At 63.7% G+C, this 21,049-nt stretch carries 18 protein-coding genes; 8 read left to right on the top strand and 10 right to left on the bottom strand.

Annotated features, from left to right (window positions below; genetic code table 11):
- Window positions 1–3 precede the first annotated feature (3 nt).
- The 3 genes from lysA to argH form a co-directional block, all read right to left on the bottom strand.
- Entirely contained in the window at window positions 4–1,272 is a 1,269-nt protein-coding gene (lysA, locus tag LB571_RS26060; protein WP_140662834.1) for a diaminopimelate decarboxylase, read from the bottom strand.
- A 70-nt stretch (window positions 1,273–1,342) separates the two neighbouring features.
- Window positions 1,343–1,549: a lipoprotein gene (locus LB571_RS26055; RefSeq protein WP_015315543.1), complete on the bottom strand. Its 207-nt coding sequence runs from the start codon at window positions 1,547–1,549 to the stop codon at window positions 1,343–1,345.
- Between the two features lie 94 nt (window positions 1,550–1,643).
- On the bottom strand, window positions 1,644–3,044 hold the full coding sequence (argH, locus tag LB571_RS26050; protein WP_224599174.1) for an argininosuccinate lyase: 1,401 nt from the start codon (window positions 3,042–3,044) through the stop codon (window positions 1,644–1,646).
- Window positions 3,045–3,078: 34 nt separating this feature from the next.
- Here argH and tlpA point away from each other — a divergent pair, with 34 nt between their 5' ends.
- A complete protein-coding gene (tlpA, locus tag LB571_RS26045; protein ID WP_224599173.1) occupies window positions 3,079–3,759 on the top strand; it encodes a thiol:disulfide interchange protein TlpA in 681 nt (226 codons plus the stop codon).
- Between the two features lie 65 nt (window positions 3,760–3,824).
- Here the strand turns inward: tlpA and LB571_RS26040 are convergent, their stop codons facing one another.
- Window positions 3,825–6,278, bottom strand: a complete 2,454-nt coding sequence (locus LB571_RS26040) for an EAL domain-containing protein (protein ID WP_224599171.1) — start codon at window positions 6,276–6,278, stop codon at window positions 3,825–3,827.
- A 162-nt stretch (window positions 6,279–6,440) separates the two neighbouring features.
- Complete coding sequence (locus LB571_RS26035; protein WP_224599169.1) at window positions 6,441–7,475, bottom strand: endonuclease/exonuclease/phosphatase family protein; 1,035 nt, start codon at window positions 7,473–7,475, stop codon at window positions 6,441–6,443.
- A gap of 236 nt (window positions 7,476–7,711) precedes the next feature.
- Between LB571_RS26035 and LB571_RS26030 the strand changes: the two genes are divergently transcribed.
- From LB571_RS26030 to LB571_RS26010, 5 genes are all read left to right on the top strand, one after another.
- Complete coding sequence (locus LB571_RS26030) at window positions 7,712–9,064, top strand: extracellular solute-binding protein (RefSeq protein ID WP_224599160.1); 1,353 nt, start codon at window positions 7,712–7,714, stop codon at window positions 9,062–9,064.
- A 155-nt stretch (window positions 9,065–9,219) separates the two neighbouring features.
- Entirely contained in the window at window positions 9,220–10,104 is an 885-nt protein-coding gene (locus tag LB571_RS26025; protein WP_015315549.1) for a carbohydrate ABC transporter permease, read from the top strand.
- A gap of 7 nt (window positions 10,105–10,111) precedes the next feature.
- On the top strand, window positions 10,112–11,026 hold the full coding sequence (locus LB571_RS26020; protein ID WP_140662826.1) for an ABC transporter permease subunit: 915 nt from the start codon (window positions 10,112–10,114) through the stop codon (window positions 11,024–11,026).
- 14 nt (window positions 11,027–11,040) lie between these two features.
- Window positions 11,041–12,141 carry a sn-glycerol-3-phosphate import ATP-binding protein UgpC gene (locus LB571_RS26015; RefSeq protein ID WP_224599156.1) on the top strand — a complete coding sequence of 367 codons (1,101 nt, stop codon included), beginning with the start codon at window positions 11,041–11,043 and terminating at the stop codon, window positions 12,139–12,141.
- Window positions 12,142–12,173: 32 nt separating this feature from the next.
- Window positions 12,174–12,983 carry a phosphodiesterase gene (locus LB571_RS26010; RefSeq protein ID WP_224599153.1) on the top strand — a complete coding sequence of 270 codons (810 nt, stop codon included), beginning with the start codon at window positions 12,174–12,176 and terminating at the stop codon, window positions 12,981–12,983.
- 43 nt (window positions 12,984–13,026) lie between these two features.
- On the opposite strand, the gene LB571_RS26005 is transcribed toward LB571_RS26010, so the two are convergent.
- The 5 genes from LB571_RS26005 to LB571_RS25985 form a co-directional block, all read right to left on the bottom strand.
- Complete coding sequence (locus LB571_RS26005; RefSeq protein ID WP_224526232.1) at window positions 13,027–14,109, bottom strand: ABC transporter ATP-binding protein; 1,083 nt, start codon at window positions 14,107–14,109, stop codon at window positions 13,027–13,029.
- Complete coding sequence (locus LB571_RS26000) at window positions 14,106–15,686, bottom strand: ABC transporter permease (protein WP_411961375.1); 1,581 nt, start codon at window positions 15,684–15,686, stop codon at window positions 14,106–14,108. Before LB571_RS26000 ends, LB571_RS26005 begins: the two co-directional genes overlap by 4 nt.
- Before the next feature lie 171 nt (window positions 15,687–15,857).
- A complete protein-coding gene (locus LB571_RS25995; protein WP_224599151.1) occupies window positions 15,858–16,865 on the bottom strand; it encodes an iron ABC transporter substrate-binding protein in 1,008 nt (335 codons plus the stop codon).
- A gap of 121 nt (window positions 16,866–16,986) precedes the next feature.
- Window positions 16,987–18,339, bottom strand: coding sequence for a hypothetical protein (locus LB571_RS25990; RefSeq protein ID WP_224599148.1), 1,353 nt, complete (start codon window positions 18,337–18,339; stop codon window positions 16,987–16,989).
- A gap of 9 nt (window positions 18,340–18,348) precedes the next feature.
- Window positions 18,349–19,398: a hypothetical protein gene (locus LB571_RS25985; protein ID WP_140720256.1), complete on the bottom strand. Its 1,050-nt coding sequence runs from the start codon at window positions 19,396–19,398 to the stop codon at window positions 18,349–18,351.
- Between the two features lie 443 nt (window positions 19,399–19,841).
- On the opposite strand from LB571_RS25985, the gene LB571_RS25980 reads away from it, so the two are divergent.
- Together LB571_RS25980 and LB571_RS25975 are read left to right on the top strand one after the other, a co-directional pair.
- Window positions 19,842–20,393 (top strand): sigma-70 family RNA polymerase sigma factor, encoded by a 552-nt coding sequence (locus LB571_RS25980; RefSeq protein WP_015315559.1) that lies wholly within the window; start codon window positions 19,842–19,844, stop codon window positions 20,391–20,393.
- Between the two features lies 1 nt (window position 20,394).
- Complete coding sequence (locus LB571_RS25975) at window positions 20,395–21,033, top strand: NrsF family protein (protein WP_140662812.1); 639 nt, start codon at window positions 20,395–20,397, stop codon at window positions 21,031–21,033.
- Window positions 21,034–21,049 lie beyond the last annotated feature (16 nt).

Genomic DNA, 21,049 nt, shown 5'->3' with positions numbered 1-21,049 from the left:
GGCTTACGCAAGCCAGTCCGGCACCGAATCCAGCCCGATCAGCTCGTCATAGGTCGGGCGCGGACGCACGACATGGAAACGGTCGCCGTCGACCAGCACCTCCGGCACCAGCAGGCGAGTGTTGTAGGTGCCGGCCTGGACCGCGCCATAGGCGCCGGCGGTGGAAACGGCGACGAGATCGCCCGCCATCAGCCGGGGCAGGTCGCGGTCGAGGCCGAGATAATCGCCGGTCTCGCAGACTTGGCCGACCACGTCGACCATCATGCGCGGCGCGTCGGCCGGCGGCTGCACGACCGGCCTGATCTCGTGGAAGGCATCATAGAGCGTCGGCCGGATCAGGTCATTCATGGCAGCGTCGACAACGAGGAAATTCTTGGCGTCGCCTTCCTTCACGAAAATCACTTCCGAGACCAGGATGCCGGCATTGCCAACGATCAGCCGGCCCGGCTCGAACATCACCTTGAGACCCAATTTGGTGACATGCTTGCGGACGATCTGGGCATAGGCGTCGGGCAAGGGGGGCGGGTTGTTGTCGACGCGGTAGGGAATGCCGAGACCGCCGCCGAGATCGACATGCTCGATGGCGTGGCCGTCGCCGCGCAGCGCTCCGACCAGGTCGACCAGCAGGGCGAAGGCGTCGTCGAAGGGCTGCAACTCGGTGATCTGGCTGCCGATATGGGTATCGATGCCGGTGACCTTAATGCCCGGAAGCGTTGCCGCGCGGGCATAGACCTGGCGCGCCCGCTGCCAGGGAATGCCGAACTTGTTTTCAGCCTTGCCGGTTGAGATTTTCTTGTGGGTCTTGGCGTCGACATCGGGATTGATGCGTAGCGAGATAGGCGCCACCTTGCCGAGCGCCACGGCACGTGCCGACAACAGCTCGAGTTCCGGCTCGGATTCGACGTTGAAGCAGAGAATGCCGGCTTGGAGCGCAAAGTCCATTTCGCGGGCGGTCTTGCCGACGCCCGAGAACAGGATCTTGCCGGCCGGGACTCCTGCGGCGAGAGCCCGGCGCAATTCGCCTTCCGAGACGACGTCGGCGCCGGCGCCGAGCTTGGCCAAGGTCCGCAGCACCGCCTGGTTGGAATTGGCCTTCATGGCGTAGCAGACCAGTGTGTCGAGCCCGGCAAAGGCCTGGACGAAGACACGGTAGTGCCTGGTCAGGGTCGCCGTCGAATAGCAATAGAACGGCGTGCCGACCTGTGCGGCGATATCAGGGATCGCCACGTCCTCGGCATGCAGCACGCCATCGCGGTAGTCGAAATGGTTCACGAGTGTGGTTCCGGAAGTTGAGGCACGATGCGATCGGGTTTGGACAAGACCAATCCCGCCTTCACCGGCGCTAGATCAGCGGGTCGAGAATGAACTTCTTGTCCACGACCGGTTTTTCCGGTTCCGGCGGCACGGGCTGGTGGGCCTTCTCGGCATCCTTGCGTGCCTGGACAGCCGCCTCATAGGGCGTGTCCAGGCCCGCCTTGCGGCCGCAGGCGGTCACGGAGGCAAGCGCCGCAAGCAGCGTCAGCGTCACCAAAATCCTGCTTCCGGTCATCGATCCATCCGTCCGAAACTCTCTGTCCGCCGCTGCTTTTAGCCGAGTTCTCGGTGCATTGCACCCCGGATATTGCTGATCGCGATATCCGGCATTACGCCTTGGCGAGACGCTTTTTCCAATAGCGGATCTGCTTTCTCACTTCCGACGGTGCGGTGCCGCCGAAGCTGGTGCGACTCTTGACCGAGTTCTGCACCGCCAGCACCGAGAATATGTCGGAAGTGATGCCTGGGTTGATCGATTGCAGATCCACCAGCGCAAGCTTTTCCAGGCTCAGCTTCTTCTCTTCGGCCAGCGCCACCGCCCGGCCCGTTACATGATGCGCCTCGCGGAACGGCAGGCCGAGCGTGCGCACCAGCCAGTCGGCAAGGTCGGTCGCGGTGGCGTGGCCGGAGCCGGCGGCCTTCTTCATCGCCGCGGCATTGACCGTCATGTCCGCAACCATGCCGGTCATCGCGGCCAGCATCAGGTCGAGCGTCTCGGCCGCGTCGAACACCGATTCCTTGTCTTCCTGCATGTCCTTGCCATAGGTCAAAGGCATGCCCTTCATCACTGTCAGCAGGCCGACCAGATGGCCGGTGACGCGCCCGGTCTTGCCACGCACCAGTTCGGCGGCATCGGGGTTCTTCTTCTGCGGCATGATGGAGGAGCCGGTCGAAAAGCTGTCCGACAGCCTGATGAAGCCGAATTGCGGCGTCGACCAGATGATGATTTCTTCCGCCAGCCGCGACAGATGCGTGGCGCATATCGCCGCCAGTCCCAGGAATTCCAGCGCGAAATCGCGGTCCGAGACGCTGTCCAGCGAATTGCGCATCGGCTCGCGGAAGCCGAGCGCGCTCGCGGTCTGGTGGCGGTCGATCGGAAAGCTGGTGCCGGCAAGGGCGGCCGCACCCAGCGGGCTTTCGTCCATCCGTTCGATGGCGTCGCGCACGCGCGACAGGTCGCGCGAAAACATCTCGACATAGGCCATGCAATGATGGCCGAAAGTGACCGGCTGCGCCGCCTGCATGTGGGTGAAACCCGGCATGACGGTCGCCGCATGTTCCTCGGCTCGCGCCAGGAGGGCCATGATCAAGCCTTTCAACGCCTCGGCGACACGAAAGCATTCGTCCTTGACCCAGAGCCTCAGATCGACGGCCACCTGGTCGTTGCGAGAGCGAGCCGTGTGCAGCCGGCCGGCCGCCGGACCGATGAGATCGGCAAGGCGGGCCTCTATGTTCATGTGGATGTCTTCCAGCCGCGTCGAAAACTCGAAGCTGCCGCCCTCGATCTCTTTCAGGATCGTGCTCAGACCGTGAGCGATTTTTTCTTGATCGGCCGCCGAAATAATGCCCGTTTGCGCCAGCATCTCGCTATGAGCGATCGAGCCTCTTATGTCCTGCGCGTAGAGTTTGCGGTCGAACGAGATCGACGCGTTGATCGCTTCCATGATCGCGGCCGGACCCGAGGCAAATCGTCCGCCCCACATCTGGTTGCTGGTCTTCTTGTCGCTCATGGCTATAACCCGTGCTTCGGAGCAGTTTGAGAATATGGCAGACGGAAACAGATTTTTCCCGGCCCGGCGCCTGATCCTCGCCGCCCTGGTGGCGGGAGCGCTGGCCGGCGCGGTCGCGGTATATGTCAGCGAGAGCCGGTCTGGCAACAACGCCGCGCCCCAAACAGCCGCCGGCGACAGCAAGGACGATGTCGCCTGCGCCGCCAAGAGCGATCGCGCCAAGAAGGTCGCGGCCGCGGCCACCGGCGAGGTCGCGGCACTTTTGCCGGCCGATCCGCCGCAGTCGATGAGGAGCCTCGCCTTCCACGGTCCGGACGGCAAGCCGATGACGATCGCCGATCATGCCGGCAAGACCGTGCTGCTCAATCTCTGGGCCACATGGTGCGCGCCCTGCCGTGCCGAAATGCCGGCGCTCGATGCGCTGCAAAAGGAGAAAGGCAGCGACGCCTTTCAGGTCGTCGCCGTCAACGTCGATGCCGGCGACGACGTGAAACCGAAGAAGTTTCTCGCCGATACCGGTGTGCACACGCTCGGCTACTACCGCGATTCGACGATGACACTGTTCAACGACCTCAAGACGCGCGGTCTGGCGCTCGGCCTGCCCGTCACCATGCTGATCGACGGCGAAGGCTGCCTGATCGCCCACATGAACGGTCCAGCCGAATGGGCGGGCCCCGATGCAAAGCGGCTGGTCGAGACGGCGCTCGGGTCGTGAGCCAGAGCACCTCCAGGATAGTGTGTAACGGTTCTCCGTCCGGAATTGCGTAAAAACAAAGAGCTCTAGGCCGAGCGTACGCTCGGCTTGAGCAATACGAGGCTGCCATCCTGGCGGTCGGCGCCTCGCGCCCGAACACGCTTGCCGTGGCCGGTCAGGTCTCCGAACGCCTCGATCGGCGCCGGCTTGCCGAGATAATAGCCCTGGCCGATCTCGCAGGCCTCGGCGTCGAGGAACTTCAACTCGCCGAGCGTCTCGACGCCCTCCGCCAGCACCGGCAGACCCAGGCCGCGCCCCAGCCCGAGCACGGCGCGCACGATCGCCGCAACCTGGCCGTTGGTGTCGACGGACTTGATGAAGGAACCGTCGATCTTGATCTTGTCGAAAGGGAAGGCGCGAAGGTTGGAGAGGGAGGAATAGCCGGTTCCGAAATCATCCATGGCCACGCGCACGCCAAGCGCCTTGACCTGTCGCAAACTCGCCAACGCGCGCGGCATGTCCTTCACCAGCGCCGTCTCGGTGATTTCGAGTTCCAGCCTGGCTGCCGCGAGACCGGACTTGAGCAAGGTCTCGTGCACCTTTCGGCTGAAGTTCGGATTGTGCAACTGCACCGCGGAGACGTTGACGGCCACCGTCAGTGGATTTTCCCAGCTGGCGGCCTCCCGGCACGCTGCCGTCAGCACCCAATCTCCGATCTGGCCTATGGCGCCGCTGTCCTCCGCCAGCGGAATGAATATGGACGGGGGAACATCGCCGCGTTCGGGATGCCGCCAACGGATCAAGGCTTCGAAGCCGACCATTTTGCCGCTGCTGATCTCCTTCTGCGGCTGATAGACGAGATAGAATTCGTCGCGCGCTACTGCCTGGCGCAGTTCGTGCTCCATGACGCGCTTGTCGCGAGCCTCGGCGCCCATCGAAGCCTCGAAATAGCGATAGGTGTCCCTGCCTTCGGTCTTGGCGCGATAGAGCGCGGTATCCGCATGGCTGATGAGGCTGGCCTGGTCTTCCGCGTCCAGCGGATAGAGCGCGATGCCGATGCTCCCCGATACCAGCCCGCCACCCGCCGAGAGCCGGTTCTCCTCGCGCATCGCGGCGAGCACCGCGTCGGCGATCCGGCTCGCCGCCTGCGGGTCGGGCAGGTTGGGGGCGATGATGGCGAATTCGTCGCCGCCCAGGCGCGCCAGCATCTGTCCGTGGCGAAGAACGCCGGAGACACAGTTCGCCACCTTCTGAAGCATCGCGTCGCCGGCGCCATGCCCATAAAGATCGTTCACCTCCTTGAACCGGTCGAGGTCGAGCAGCAGAAGCGCAAGATGCCCGCCCCTCGCGCCCTTGCCGGCTTTTGCGTCTCGGCTCGTGGCGGCGATTTCGGTATCAAGCCGGCTGGAAAAGCTACGGCGGTTGGCGAGCCCCGTCAGCGGATCGAAATGAGCGAGGCGAAGGATTTCCTGTTCCGCCTTCTTGCGTTCGCGAATGTCGCGGACGGCGACGACATTGTGAGGCTTGCCGCAATAGTCGATGCTTCTGGCGATCAGTTCGACGGGAATTCTCATCCCGTCGCGATTGCTTAGTTCCGCCTCCCACGGCTGTCCCTGGAAGTTGATCAGGTCGGATGCGGTGCGCTCATCGAAGAGGTCGCCAAGTTCCCTTCCGTTCAGTGTCGTGGCGACCATGCCGGTCAGCCTGGCCATGCTGTCGTTGACACTGACGATGCGATTGCCATCGCAGACGATCAGGCCTTCCACCGCGGCGTTGGCTAAGCCGTGCATGCGGTCGACCTCAAGCTTTTGGCGGCGGAAGCGAAGGTCGATCCACAGCGCGGTGGCCGAAAGCACCAGGATCACCAGAGTGGCCGCAGCGGCGGCGAAGGCCTGCGAGGTCGGTGCGACGGTGTGTTGGGATATGGCGATCGAGGAATCCGGGAAGATCGAGACGGCAGCCATGGCGATGAAGTGCAGGCCGCAGATTGCCAGCGTCAGCAAGACCGCACCGGCAAGCGTCGCAGGCAGCGACGAGCCGCGCAGGACGACGCGCAAAGCCAGCGCCGCGAGCGTCACGCCGGCCAGCAAGGAGACGGCGACGAGGAGCAGGTTCCATTCGATCCGGCCCTCGACCTCGAATGCCGCCATGCCGATGTAGTGCATGGCGGCAATACCGCCGCCCAGAACGGCGCCGCCGACCAGATGGTAATCAAGCTCGTCGCGCAAGGTGGCGACCCACATGCCGGCCGCCGTAACCGCCACCGCGCCAGCGAGCGAGAGTACTGAAAGTCCGGGATCATAGGCGTTGGGGATTCCCGGCGTGAAGGCAAGCATGGCGATGAAGTGCGTTGCCCAGATGCCGAAACCGGTCGAGGTGGAGGCGATCGTCAGCCAGGCAAGCCGATTTCGATCCGTCGAGCGACCTATGTGATGAAGAAGATTGACGGCTGAAAAACAGGAAATTCCACAAATCAGCGCTGCCAGTGCAACCAGCCTCAGATCGTGCTGGTTCACGATGCAGTTATAGACCGTCAGCATCTTATTCCCCCTGGCCCGCAGGAAATAAAGAAAGAAATATGACTGATTAATGCTTGGCTGTTGAAGGATCGATAAAGCCGCCTGCAACCATAGCGTGCTTTTGCGGCGCAAGCTGACCGCAAGAGCACAAGCTAGGTCAGCCGCATCGATTGAAGACGACGGTTATTTCAGGCGGACGGTCACTGTCAGGGCGTCATGATCCGAGCTTGGGCTGCCATCCGGCAACACCGCCGGAAGAACCGCCGGCGCGCTGGCCGCGAGGCCCCGCGTGAAGAACCAGTCGATTCGGCCAACCGGGGTGCCGGCGGGCCGACGCTGGGTGGGCAGGTCCAAATTGTTGGCGGCCTGCCAATCATAGCCGCGCTCGGCAAGGGCCGCGAACAGCGGCTCGTGACGCTCGGCATGGATCAGCCGGTCCGGTTCGGCCATGACCCGAGCCATCCACGCCCGTGGGTCGTCATGGCGCTCCTCGTGGCTTGCCGTCAGCGTGTTGAAATCGCCGCCGAGCAGTACCGGCGCTTGCGCATCATAGTTGTCGATCGCGTCGAGGAGTTTGCGTGTCTGAGCTGCCCTGCCAGCCGGATCGGTTCGGTTTTCAAGGTGCACCGAGACGACCGTCATCCTGCGGTCGCCGATGCGCACCTGGCCGCCGATCGCCATGCGTCCGCCGATGCGCGGTTGGCCGCGCTCCGGCCGAAACCAGCCGCCGGCGGCGTCCAGGCGCACCAGGAAGGGTCGCAGCAACGGCATGCCACTGGTCACGGCATTGCCGTGAAAGCCTTCCGCGTTGGCGGCTTCACCGGTTGCCATGCGCTCGGCCTCGTTGCCGCCAGCGAGTTCGACGAACTCGACACCATAGGCGAAGGCATGGCCGAGCCGGTCGGCAAGCACGCTGAGCGGATGGCCGTTGCCGGAGCGTGCCATGCCCTTGTCCACCTCGGACAACAGCACGATTTCGGGGGCCTGCCCGGCAAGCGTTCGTGCAATGGCATCGACATGACGGAGCCGCTCGACGTTCCAGGCCACCACCTTCAAGGCCTCGCCGACGTTCGCGCGCGACGCCTTGCCGCCGATTTCGATCTGGCCAAGAGCCGGAATGGCGGCTGCATGCCGCAAATGGGTGGCGCTGTCGCGCGGGCCTTCGCGCATCGCCTGCCTGTCGGTAATGGGCACGTGCGTCAGCTGCTTCACCAGCATTTTATCATCCCCTTTAGCCGGGTAACAATGACGGCCTTTACGTCCTTGGCAGTCGCCCTAGCTACCTAAGGCGCCGGTGTGACGTTTTCATGCCGCTGTATCCGCCGGAGGGGAGGAAAGACCAGCTGTGCACAGGCCCGGGAGGCCACAACAGAACTGTCACATACCTTCTCTAAGAGAGCGGGCAAGGACTTGCGCAAGACCCTTGTCAACAGTCATTCAAGAGGGAAGAAATCATGACGATCATCAAGCGGGGCTTTGCTGCCCTTGCCGCTGGCGTGCTCAGCTCCGCGCTGGCGATGCCTGCCTTCGCGGAACCGGTAAAATTCGATTTCTGGTTCGGTCTTTCGGGCGATCTCGCCCGGGTCGTGGACACGCTGTGCAAGAACTTCAACGCCTCGCAGAAGGACTATGAAGTCGTCTGCACCAGCCAGGGCAATTACGACGCCACCTTGCAGAACACCATTGCCGCCTTCCGCGCCGGCAAGCAGCCCACCGTCGTTCAGGTCTATGACGTCGGCACCGCCACCATGATGCTGTCGGGTGCCTACAAGCCCGCCGACAAGCTCATGGAAGAAAACGGCTACAAGATCGACTACGCCGATTATTTCCCAGGCATCGCCCGCTATTACGCCACCTCGAAAGGCGAGATGCTGTCCTTCCCGTTCAACTCGTCTACGGCGTTGATGTACTGGAACAAGGACGCCTTCGCCAAGATCGGCAAGACCGAGGCGCCGAAGACCTGGGAAGACGTCGGCGCCGACCTCAAGGCAATGAAGGACGCCGGCTATGAATGCCCGATGGCGATCAACATCTCGGCCAATGAAAGCTGGCAGCTGATGGAGCAGTTCTCCGCCATTCACAACCAGCCGATCGCTACCAAGAACAATGGCTATGACGGCCTCGACGCCCGCCTCGAAGTCAACAAGACCAAGTTCGTGCAGTACGTCACCGACCTCAAGAAGTGGTATGATGCCGGCCTGATCAAGATCAAGTCGAAGGATCTCGGCCAGGATATGGTCCAGGCCTTTGCCACCGGCACCTGCCAGGTCATCCTGACCTCGGTCGGCGATCACGGCACGGTTGGCCGTACGCAGAAGGAAGGCATGAACTGGGACGTCGCCGAACTGCCCGTCTATGCCGGCACGGAGCGCAAGAACTCGCTCGTCGGCGGCGCATCGCTGTGGGTTCTCTCCGGCAAGTCGGATGCTGAATACAAGGGCGCGGCCGCGTTCCTCAACTTCATCCACGATCCGAAGACCGCCCTGTTCTGGTCGACCAACACCGGTTACATCCCGGTGACCAAGTCGGGCTTCGACTACATGAAGGGCCAGGGCTTTTACGACAAGGCGCCTTACAAGGGCCGCGAAGTCGCGATCGCCAGCCTGACCGCCTCCGAGCCGACCGAAATCACCCGCGGCATCCGCCTGGGCAATTTCACCCAGATCCGCGCCGAGTTCGGCACCCAGATGCAAGCGATCTTCGCCAACAAGGTCACCGTGCAGGAAGGTCTCGACACGCTGGTCAAGAACGGCGACGCCATCCTCGACCGCTTCCAGCAGACATATCCAGGCAAGACCCTGCCCTGATCCAGGGATTTCCCAGACCGCCCGCCGACCCATTTGAGCATGATCCCGAAGACCGGTTTCCAGTTTTCGGGATCATGCCTGGGTCGACGGGCGGGCATTTCGTTATTAATCTCTCGCTTGCTTTAAGCTGACCACCCTGCGGCAACGGCGGACCGATGGAAAAACGCGTCACTTTCGGCAGTTGGACAATCGGCATTCTTTTCGCGGTGCCGCAGCTCCTGCTGATCTTCACCTTCTTCTACTGGCCTGCCGGCCAGGCCGTATACTGGTCGCTGACGCTGCAGCAGCCCTGGGGCGGCGGCAACATCTGGGTCGGTCTCGACAATTTCCGCTCGATCCTGGCCAACGCCGATTACTGGAACTCGATCACCGCCAGCCTTGTCTTTGCCGGCATCAGCACCGGGCTTGCGATGTTCGTCGCGCTCGTGCTCGCCGCGCTCACCGACCGCCAGCTAGCCGGCTCATGGCTGTATCGCGTGGTGCTGATCTGGCCCTATGGCATCGCCGCGCCCGCCCTGGCGCTGGCATTCCGCTTCATCCTGGCGCCGGAAGCCGGCTTCATGGCCGTCGTCAACCAGGTCTGGCCCGGCTTCTGGGATCCCGGCCTGGACGGCGCCGACGCCATGGCTTCGATCATCATCGCCTTTTCCTGGAAGTATGTCGGCTACAACTTCATCTTCTTCCTCGCCGCGTTCCAGGCGATCCCGCGTTCCCTGATCGAAGCCGCCGCGATGGACGGCTCTGGTGTCATGAGGCGCTTCTGGGACATCCAGTTTCCGCTGATCACCCCGACCATCTTCTTCCTGCTTGTCATCAACATCACGGAAAGCTTCCAGGATTCCTTCGGCATCGTCGACATCATGACGTCCGGTGGGCCGGCGAATGCCACCAATCTGATGGTCTACAAGATCTACTCCGACGGCTTCAAAGGCCTCGATTACTCCGGTGCCGCCGCGCAGAGCATCATCCTGATGCTGCTCATCATCGTGCTGACCATTTTCCAGTTCCGCTTCATCGAGCGGCGCGTCCATTACAGGTGAGACTGATATGGTCGAGCGCACCCCGTTCCTCAATTTTTTCACGCACCTGATCTTGTTCGTCGGCTTCGTTTTCTGCGTGGCGCCGTTCGCCATCGTGGCGATCGCGGCCTCGCATAATCTCAGGGATGTCAACGACGTGCCGATGTCGCTGCTGCCGGGCAGCGATTTCTGGATCAACATCAAGACCGCCTGGGTGACGGCCGACCTTGGTCCCAAGCTGCTGAACAGCTTCATCGTTGCGACCGGCGTTGCCGCAGGCAAAGTGATCGTCTCGGCGCTGACCGCCTTCGCGATCGTCTACTTCCGATTTCCCGGCCGCACGCTGATCTTCTGGCTGATCTTCATCACTCTGATGCTGCCGCTTGAAGTGCGCATCGTGCCGACCTACGCGGTGGTCGCCAACGTGCTCGAGCCGTATCAGGCTATCCTGGACGCGACCGGCCTGAGCTGGCTGATCGAAACGGTTTCGGGCGTGCAGGTCCAGCTCAGCGTTGGGCTGCTCAACTCCTATCCCGGCCTGATTCTGCCGCTGGTCGCCACGGCGACCGGGACGTTCCTTTATCGCCAATTCTTCCTGACCGTGCCGGACGAATTGACGGAAGCCGCACGCATGGATGGCGCCGGGCCACTGCGCTTCTTCATCGATATCCTGTTGCCGCTGTCGCGCAACAACATGGCGGCGCTCGGAACCATCATGTTCCTGTGGGCATGGAACCAGTATCTATGGCCGCTGCTCATCACCACCGACCAGTCGCATGCGATGGCGGTGACCGAGCTCAAGCAGCTCATCCCCAATGTCGGCGGCACTCCGGAGTGGCATATCGCCATGGCCGGCACTCTCATCATTATGCTGCCGCCGATGATCGTCGTGGTGCTGATGCAGCGCTGGTTCGTGCGCGGCCTGATCGCCACCGAGAAGTAACAAGGAGACAAAAAATGGCCTCCATCGCAATACGCGGCGTCAAGAAGAACTATGCCAAGACGCAGGTCGTGCACGGCGTGGATCTCGACTTTGCCTCGGGCGAATTCGTCGTCATCCTCGGGCCGTCCGGCTGCGGCAAGTCCACGCTGCTCAGGATGATCGCGGGGCTGGAAGAAATTTCCGACGGCACGATCGCCATAGACGGCACGGTGGTCAACAAACTCGAGCCACGCGAGCGCGGCTGCGCCATGGTGTTCCAGAATTACGCGCTTTATCCGCATATGAGCGTGGCCCAGAACATCGGCTATTCGCTGAAAGTCGCCGGTGTTCCCTCGGCCGAGCGCAACCAGCGCATCCAGGCGGTGGCCCGCACGCTGGAACTCGAGCAACTGCTCGACCGCAAGCCGATGGCGCTTTCGGGTGGCCAGAGGCAGCGCGTCGCCATGGGCCGCGCCATGATCCGCGAGCCGAAGGTGTTCCTGTTCGACGAGCCTCTGTCCAATCTCGACGCCAAGCTGCGCGTGCAGATGCGCTCGGAGATCCGCAAGCTGCATCGCCGGCTGAATGCCACCTCCGTCTTCGTCACCCACGACCAGGTCGAGGCCATGACATTGGCCGACCGACTGGTGGTGATGAATGGGGGACGGGTCGAACAGGTCGGCACGCCAGGTGAAATCTACACCCGCCCGGCCAGCCGCTTCGTCGCCACCTTCGTCGGCGCGCCGGCCATGAACATCCTCGAAGGCACCGCCGAACTCGACGGATTGTCGCTGCTCGGCGGCAGCCGGCGCCTGGCGATGGCTCGCGCCGGCCTGCCGGTCGGCACGAAAGTGGCGATGGGCATCCGGCCGGAGGCGGTGCGGCTGGTGGCGCCGGAAACGCCGGGCGCGCTCGATGCGACTGTCGACCTGGTCGAGGAATTGGGCGCGGGGCGGGTGATCTATGTCGACCTCGACGGCGCGCCGTTTTCGGTGATGACCTCGGAGCCCGTTCACCCCGAGCCCGGCAGCACCGTCGGGCTGAAGATCTCGCCTGACGACATGCACTTCTTCTCGTCGGAGACAGGGACCCGTCTCGATGTCTTCAAGGCTTCGGTGCCAGAGCCAGCGCTTTGATTTCCAGCACGCGCGCCGCCAAAGAGACGTACATGAAAATCATCCAGGTCACCGACGTGCATCTCGGTCGGCAAGGTGAGCGCCGCTATGGAGCCGACCTGCACCAGCGGCTGGATCAGTGCATCGCGCACATCAATGCGCATCACGCCGACGCCGCGCTTTGCGTCTTCACCGGCGACCTGACGGAGACCGGTGCGCCGCGGAGCTATGCCGATCTGCGCGCTGCCCTGACCACGCTGTCGGTGCCGTACAGGCTGCTGCCGGGCAACCATGACCGGCGGGCAAATCTCATCGCCGCGTTTCCCGACGTTCCGGTCGACGAAAACGGCTTCGTGCAGTCGGTCCACGATACCGGCAACGAAGTGCTGTTGTTTCTCGACTGCCTGGCGGAAGGGCGCATCGAGGGCGAACTGTGCGAGAGGCGGCTTGCCTGGCTCGAAGCCCGGCTGGAACAGTCGGGCGGCCGGCCCGCTTACGTGTTCCTGCATCATCCGCCGGTCGCGCTCGGCCTGCCTCAACTCGATCCGCTGGCGCTTCAACAGCCCGAGCGGTTGCTCGGCCTGTTGCGGGGCCATGGCAACGTCCGGCATATCTTCTTCGGCCATGTCCATCGCGACATTGCCGGCACCGTTGCCGGCATCCCGTTCTCGGCGCAGCGCGGCCTGCATGCCCGCTTCGAGCTTGCTCTCGAGCGATCGAGCGAGATCGTCGAACAAGCGCCGCCGTCCTACGCCGTCATCCTCATCGACAGCGCCAACGCGTGCGTGGTGGTGCACGGTTGCGATTTTATCGAGCAATGGCCGATCTATTCAGCCGAAACCGGCGAACGCATCACGGCGTGAGCTTGCCACTTCGCTTTGGTTCAAGGGCTTAAAATCGTCGGGCTCAGGCAAAGACGTGCGCCTTGCCCGATACGGTCAGCCGCACGATCTCGCCGACCGCCGGCGCGTCCATGCCGGATTTGCGCAGGATCAGCGGCGTGCCGCCGATGGCCGCGGCGTCGGGCGGATCGGAATTGTTCAGGAGCCGTACCGCGATCGTGCATGTCGAGCCGGCGAATTCCGATTCCGTTACCTCGCCGAACGGCATGTCCGATGTGCCCGACATGCCCTCGCGCGAGGTGCGTTTCAGGCCGATCTGCTCCGGCCGCAGCATGATGCGGGCGACATCACGGCTGTCCGGCGCGTCGACGGCGATGCGGCCCAGCGGCGAACTGGCGAAGCCGCCCGAAATGCTCGCCGGCAGGATGATGGCGTCGCCGAGGAACTCGGCGATCATCCTGTCCTTTGGCTTGAGATAGAGCTCGCGCGGCGTGCCGACCTGGGAAAATTTCCCATCGCGCATTACCGCCACCTGGCTGGCGAAGGAGAGTGCCTCGGCCTGATCGTGCGTCACCAGGATGGTGGTGATGCCGGCCGCCTCCAGAAGTTCGGCCACCGCCTTGCGCATCGAGGCGCGCAGGCCGGTGTCGAGTGCCGAGAACGGCTCGTCGAGCAGCATCAGCCGCGGCTTCATCGCCATGGCCCGGGCTAGCGCCACGCGCTGCTGCTGGCCGCCGGAGAGCTCGTGCGGGCGGCGTTTAAGGATCGCCTTGTCGAGTCCCACGATGTAGGCAAGTTCGACGATGCGCTCGGCGCGCTTGTCGTCGTCCCGTGCCATGCCGAAGCCGATATTGTCCGAGATGGTCAGATGCGGGAACAGAGCGCCGTCCTGCGCCACCACGCCGATACCGCGGCGATGCGCCGGGACAGCGGCGCCGCCATTGGCCAGCACCTGCCCGTCGAGTACGATGCGGCCTTGGTCAGGCGCCTCGAAGCCGGCGATCAGCCGCAGCAAGGTCGTCTTGCCGCAGCCGGAAGGTCCCACGATCGCCGTGCGGCTGCCGCTGGCGACGTTCAGGTTGACGCCGGCCAGTGCGGCTACCGGGCCGTAGTGCTTGTGCAGATTACCGAGTTCGAGAAAGCTCATCGTCCTGCCATCCGCTTCGACTGGACGTAGAGCAGCCAGGTCAGGGGCAGCGACATCGCCACCATGATGAAGGCGTAAGGAGCCGCCGAGGCGTAATCGATCTCGCTGCTGTAGGACCAGAACGCCATGGCCAGTGTGCGGGTGCCGTTCGGCGCCAGCATCTGGGTCGCGGTCAGTTCGTTCATGATGCCGAGCGCCACCAGGGCCATGCCGGCCGCCGCACCGGGCGCCGACAGGCGGATCGTCGTCGACCACAGCGCATGGAGCGGCCGCCGGCCGAGGCTGGACGCGGCGCGTTCGAGCTCGACCGGCGCTTGCGCGATCGATGCACGCAGGCTGACCAGCGCGCGCGGCAGGAACATCAGTGCATAGGCGACCAGGATAGTGAACAAGGTCTGGTAGAGCGGCAGTGCGATGCGCACCGTGATGGTGACCAGTGCCAGCGCGATCACGACCCCGGGCAGCGAGCCGACGATGTAATTGCATCCCTCGAGCAAGCGCTGCAACGGACCCGGCGCGCGGATAGAGATCCAGGCCATCGGCATGGCCGCGACAGTGGCAAGCAGGGCGCCAGCGAGGGACAGGAACAGCGTCTGGCCGAGTGCCAGGCCGATCTCGTCGAAGCGCCAGACATCGGCGCCGCCGGCGGCGAGCCAGCGCCCGATGGTCACGAACGGAACGCCAAGCGCCAGCAGTGTGGTGACGGCGAGCAGCAGCAAGCTGGGCAGGGTGGCGCGGCCGAGGTTCATTCGTTGCTGGTATCGCGCGGCACCGGAGCCGACACGGGCATAACGCTCCTCGCCGCGGACCAGCACTTCGAGGCCGAGCAGCACGAAGCAGCAGGTCACCAGCACGCCGGCCAGCATGTTGGCGGCCGGGCCGTTGAAGGTCGACTGGAACTGATCGACGATCGCGGTCGTGAAGGTGTCGAAGCGAATGAAGACATAGAGGCCATATTCGGCCAGCAGATGCAGGCCGACCAACAGCGAGCCGCCGCATATTGCGAGCCTGAGCTGCGGCAGCACGACGCGCCAGAACACGCGCCAGGGTCCATGGCCAAGTGCCGCGGCCGCGTCCTCGAGAGCGGGATCGAGACGGCGCAGGGCCGCCGACACCGGCAGATAGAGGAAAGGGAAATAGGCGATGACGGACACCAGCACGCCAGCCCACAGGCCGTGCAGCCCGGGCACCAGGGTGATCCAGGCATAGGAGTGCACGAAAGCGGGGATGGCGAGCGGCGCCACGCAGAGCCAGGACCAGAGCCGGGCACCGGGCAGGTCGCTGCGTTCCGTCAGCCAGGCAAGCGTAACCGACAAGGTGATGGCGATCGGCACCGCCAGCAGGACGAGCAGGCCGGTGTTGACCAGCAGTTCGCCGACACGCGGCCGAAAGACCAGTGCCGAGACCGTCTCCCAGCCGGTCTGCACCGCGACCCAGATGATGAAAGCGAGCGGCAGCAGCGCCAGCAAGGAGACAAATATGGCGGCGGCGACAAGCCAAGGCGCCGCCCGCCGCTGCGCCCGTCGACGCATTTTGGACGGCAGGCCGGGACGCGCGAGATCGACCGCGGACTGCATCAGTTCAGGCGCCATACCGTTGCGACGCGGCAGAGGCAATCATGGGACCACGGTCGCGGTCAGGAACGAAGCGTGTCGTCATGGACGAATGCATCTCGAAACAAAACGCTCCCGCGAAAGGTGAATTCCCGCGGGAGCACGATCTGACGTCCTTATTAGGAAGAACGGCAACTAAAGCAAGCCGGCTGCCGTCATCAGGTCGGTGACCTTCTTGGAGTTCAGCGTCGTGGCATCGACCTTCGGCGCCTGCAGGTCGGCCAGTGGCACCAGCTTCGGATTGGACTGCGCGCCCTTGCCGACCGCGTATTCGAAGGAGGTTCCGTTCTTCAGAACGTCCTGGCCGCCCTTGCCGGTCACCCATTTCAGGAAGGCCTGGGCTTCCTTGGGATGCTTGCTTGAGGCCAGCACGCCGCCGCCGGAAACCGATACGAAAGCGCCCGGATCCTGGTTCTTGAAGTAGTGCAGCGCGACGTTCTTGGAGTTTTCGCCGGTTTTGGCCTGATCGCCAAAGTAGTAGTAGTGGTAGATCACGCCGCCTTCGATCTCACCGGCATTGACCGCCTTCATCACGGTGCTGTTGCCCTTGTAGGCGGTGAAGTTCTCCTTCATCGCCTTCAGCCAGTCGGCCGTGGCGGGCTCGCCCTTGAGCTGCAGCAAAGCGCTCACGATGGCCTGGAAATCGGCGCCGGAAGGCGAAGCCGCCCAGCGGCCCTTCCAGCTCGGGTCGGCGAGATCGAGCATCGACTTGGGCAGCTGGTCTGTCTTGAGCTTGGTGGTGTTATAAGCAAACACGGTGCTGCGCGCGGCCACGCCCACCCATTTGCCGCTGGTGGCCTGATAGTCTTGCGGGACTTGAGCCAGCGTATCGGCGTCGACCGGCGCGAACAGGCCGGCATTCTCGACCAGCACCATGGCCGGCGAATTTTCCGTCAGGAACACGTCGGCGGGCGAGGCAGCACCTTCGGCGACGATCTGGTTGGAGAAGTCGCTGTCACCGCCGTTGCGCAATGTGACCTTTATCCCCGTTTCCTTGGTGAACCCTTCCGCCCATTCCTTCGCCAGGCTTTCATGCTGGGCGTTATAGACGACGATGCCGGCATCTTCGGCCGTCGCCGGACCAGCGGCGAGGCTGATTGCAAGCGCGGCTACGCTGGCAAGGGCAAGAAGGGGGGATTTCATAAGGGTACTCCTCGGGTTGTCCCGCACTGGGGTGCGTCCGAGTACCAATTCATGAATGCACTAGTCAAGATTGAAAGACGACGGGCATCATCACGGTTTCGCGTGTCGGACGCCGATGGCATCACCCGATATGCGGGGCTGGTGGCTGCTCCTGCGGGATGCAGCCATCGACCATCGGATGAATGGTCCACCGCTGGTCCAGCCCCTGCTGTGTTCGTTTGGTCTCGGGATCGAACGCTTCGTTCAGCATGGCGCACCAGGTCCTGCGCAGATTGTCGCAGCGCGTCCGGAACGCCGCGCTGCCAAGCCCGTCACGGATATCCTGCGCGGTCAGGTCGGTGGTCTCGCCCGGCGGTTTGGGCGGAACCGTCCCCGTGTCGGCAAAGTCCGGATCCCACTGCAGATAGTGTTTCGCGTCGACACTGGCGGCCGCATCGAATTTGACCACCGCCATCAGCGGATGAAACTCGTGCCAGCCCTTGTGGTAGCCGTCATAGACATGTTCGCCGAGGACGGCGACATGATCGCCCATCCTGATGGGGCCGAGCGCCTTGTCGCCAACATTGGCGTCCTCGACATTGCCGGGGTTCCAGTTGAACAATCCCTGCAGGACCGGCTTGACCCCGCCGAAATAGGATGCCGCTCCGCCGATGGCGCCGCCAATGGCCGCTCCGAGCAATCCTCCCAGGAACGAGCCGATGGCGCAGCCCAGCGCACCCAGGAAGAACGATCCTATGGCGCAGCCGACAGCCGCTCCGGCACTGGCGCCGGCGGCCGCCGCGGCCACCGTGACGACCAGGGCCGCCGTCAGCAGGATGACGATGGCCGGCGCCCATTGGCGCATCTTGATCCAGAAGTCGCCCTCGGCCTCGCAGTGCAGGCCCCAGCGGGCATGATCGTCGGCCGGTGCGTAGCCCAGATCCGTCTTCAGGTCGTCGCGTGGCAGCAGCAGCTCATGACCCTGAAAGCCGTCATTGAGAATATCGTTGGCCGGATGGGCCGCGACGCTGGCGGCGAATTCCGCCGCGACGGTGCCGTCGGCATTGTAGCGATTGGCCGCCGCCAAGGCCGCCTCGTTGGTCTCGGCGTTGAGAATTTCCGTCGTCGGATGCGGCATCAGTATGACGTCGAAATACTGGTCGTTGTCGAAGGCGCCGAGATCGCTGCGGAACGGATTGTAGGAGACGATGCCGATGGCGCATTTCGGATTGTCCTTGTCGAGGCAGACCAGGCGGTGGTTGAGCCATTCCCCGGCGGCCTTGTCGATCGTCGCGGTGGCGGACGCCAGAAATGCGATTGCCGCGGCAAGTGCCGCACCGACCGGCCCCAGCAGCAGGCCGAAGGCGGCCGCCAACCCGGTGATCACGATGATCTGCAGCGCCTGGCCGGCGAGGAAAGCCAGCCGATCGTCCTCGTTGTAGGGCTTGCCACCGACCGGATAGAGAAAGCAGCTCGTATAGTGCTTGTAAGCCATCGGAGCGCCTCAGCCTTTCGTGGCGGTGAGCGTCACGCCGCCGGTCATGGTGCGCGATCCACTCTCGCCGATCGTGAAGACGTGGACGTTGAAGGTCTTTGAGCCGCGGAACGCGGTGTCCTTCGGTTCGATTTCGACAGCGATCTCGGTCAGCTGGCGGGGCTGCAGCAAAAGCGTTCTTGGGACGATCCTGACCGACCAGTCGTCCGGCACGGGAAACCGGCCATACGCCTGTTCCTCGAGGGCCTCGGCCCAGCGCGCCTTGCTTTCGGCGAGCCGCGGCTGTGGGGTGTCCGTGCGCTCGTCTCGACCCTGGCCGCGTGGCGGGATACATGGCCGCAGCTTCGGCAGAGCGTAGCAGTCCGCCTCGATCTGGAAACGCCGGACGACCGAGGCCTCGTTGCGCACGCTGAAGACGAACTTCGCCGGTGAGCGCATCTCGGCAATGTTGACGTTCTTCTGGCCAAGGTTGTTGCTGGGGTTGGCGTCATCGCCCCAGGAAAGCTGTGCTTGAAGGCAGTAGTGGCCGCCGGTGGCGGGCGTGGTCCAACTGAACTCGGCATAGGCAGGGCAATCGATCGTGCCCTTGGCTCCGAGATTGATGGCGACGTTGGCGATCGGACGGGAAATGGTCTGGGCGCCGAATGACAGGTAGGATAGTGCCACCCCGACGCCCACCGCTGGGGCGTCATAGGACCCGTTCCAGACGCGCACGCGAACGCGATATGCATGTGCTGGCTGAAGCGCGCCGCTGACCGGCAGGGTGCCGTCGAAAATGTCGATGTCGGGATTGTCCCAGGTGACCGCGAGCCCCTGCGCCATCAGATAGTACTGGGCATAGAGAAGAGGATCGGCGCGCTTGTAGATGTCGGGCGGTAGCTGGATGCAGCAATCGTTCTGCGCCGGGCTGGGCAGCCGCTGGCCCTTGGCCAGCCGGCACAGCAGCCTGCATATCGTGGCAAACAGCACCTTCAGCCCGGCGGCCAGACGCTTCCAGAATTCGGCGGCGAACAACAGCAAGGCCGCGGTTCTGATGTGGTTGACCAGAGATCCTGCCATGTCGTGTTTCCCACGCTGAGAGGACGCAACGGTAATGTTTTCCTGGCGGACCTGTCTCCGCCGGTTGTCTAGAGGCTATTTCTTCAGTGATCCCTGTCTTCTGTAGAAGTAGACGGCGGCGACAAGGACTATGGCCGCAATGACAAGGCTGCTCTCGAAAGTTCCCGAGCCATTGTCGGGAGAAAATCCAAAAATGCGTTCAATGAAATCCATTTCGGCCGCCCTCCGATCCCTTGACGCTACAGAAGGGTTTACCTTACGTCAATCAAAGGTTGGTCCCGCGCCGCTCCTCACGCATGAGCTGGGAACCAGAGAACCCGTCCGGGAATTTAGCGAGCCATCCCGCAAACTTTCGTGATTTGCCCGTAGTTTGGCTTGGACATTATTTCGCCGGCCACGTAACAAATCAGTGCCGAGGCGCGAAGATCGGGGAGTGAACTCTTGTGAGCGGCAAGGACGAGGCCGAGCTTTCCCGGCTGATGCGGGCCGCGATCGCGGGGGATGAAAAGGCCTATGCCGACTTTCTGCACCGGATTGCCGCGCTGGTGCGCGGTTTCGTCAGGCGCAAGATCGTGCAGGGCGGGGTCGATCCCGAGGATGTCGTGCAGGAAACCTTGCTGGCCATTCATGTGAAACGGCACACCTGGCGCCAGGACGCGCCGGTGCTGCCCTGGGTCTATGCGATTGCCCGTTTCAAGCTGATCGATGCGTTCCGGCGGCGCGGACGGCGCATCGAGATCGATGTCGACGACATCGCCGAGACGTTCGCCGAGCCCGAAACGGAAACCGTCAGCGAGCGGGACATCAACCGGGCGCTCGACGGGCTGCCGCCGGCACAGCGTTCGGTGGTTTCAGCAGTATCCGTGGAGGGCCGCTCGATCGGCGAGACGGCGGCTAAGTTCGGCATCAGCGAGACGGCGGTGCGGGTGTCGCTGCACCGGGGACTTACCGCCATAGCCAGGCGATTCGGGCAGGGGCGGTTCGGGCGGGAATGACATGAAGACCGACGATCTCATCAAGGCGCTCGACGCCGATGCCCGCAGCAAGGCGATGCCATTGCGCTCGGCCTGGTGGCTGGCGGCTGGCGCGGCCGCCTTGGTCGCGGCCGCTGTCTTCATGATGACGATCGGGCCGCGCCCCGATTTCATGGTGGCCGCGCACACGGTGCGTTTCCTGTCCAAATTCGTTTTCACCATCGTGCTCGCCATCAGCGCCTTTGCCCTGATCCGTGCCCTGTCGACGCCGGGCGCGGCGACAGGCCGGGCTATGGCGGCGATGATCGCGGCGCCGCTGCTGGTCGCGGTGGCCGTGGTGCTGGAGCTCTTCGTGGTGCCGCAGGCCCTGTGGAGCACGCGCATGATCGGCTCGAACATGATGATCTGCATGGGCTTCATCCCGCTGATCGGCATCGGCCCGCTGGCCATCTTCCTGTGGATGCTGCGCTATGGCGCGCCGACACGGCCGGTGCTTGCCGGCGCGGTCGCGGGGCTGCTTGCCGGCGGGCTGGCGGCGACTTTCTATGCGGCGCACTGCTTCGACGATTCGCCGCTTTTCGTTGCCACCTGGTACACGATCGCCATCGCGGCTCTCGCTCTGCTTGGCGCGCTCGGCGGGCGGTTTTTCGTGCGCTGGTAGCAGGATACCCACGCCT

It is taken from the genome of Mesorhizobium sp. BR1-1-4 (assembly GCF_020165375.1).
Taxonomy (GTDB): Bacteria; Pseudomonadota; Alphaproteobacteria; order Rhizobiales; family Rhizobiaceae; genus Mesorhizobium; species Mesorhizobium australicum.
Note: the sequence above shows the minus strand (reverse complement) of the source record. Positions and strands in the feature narration are given on the sequence as shown.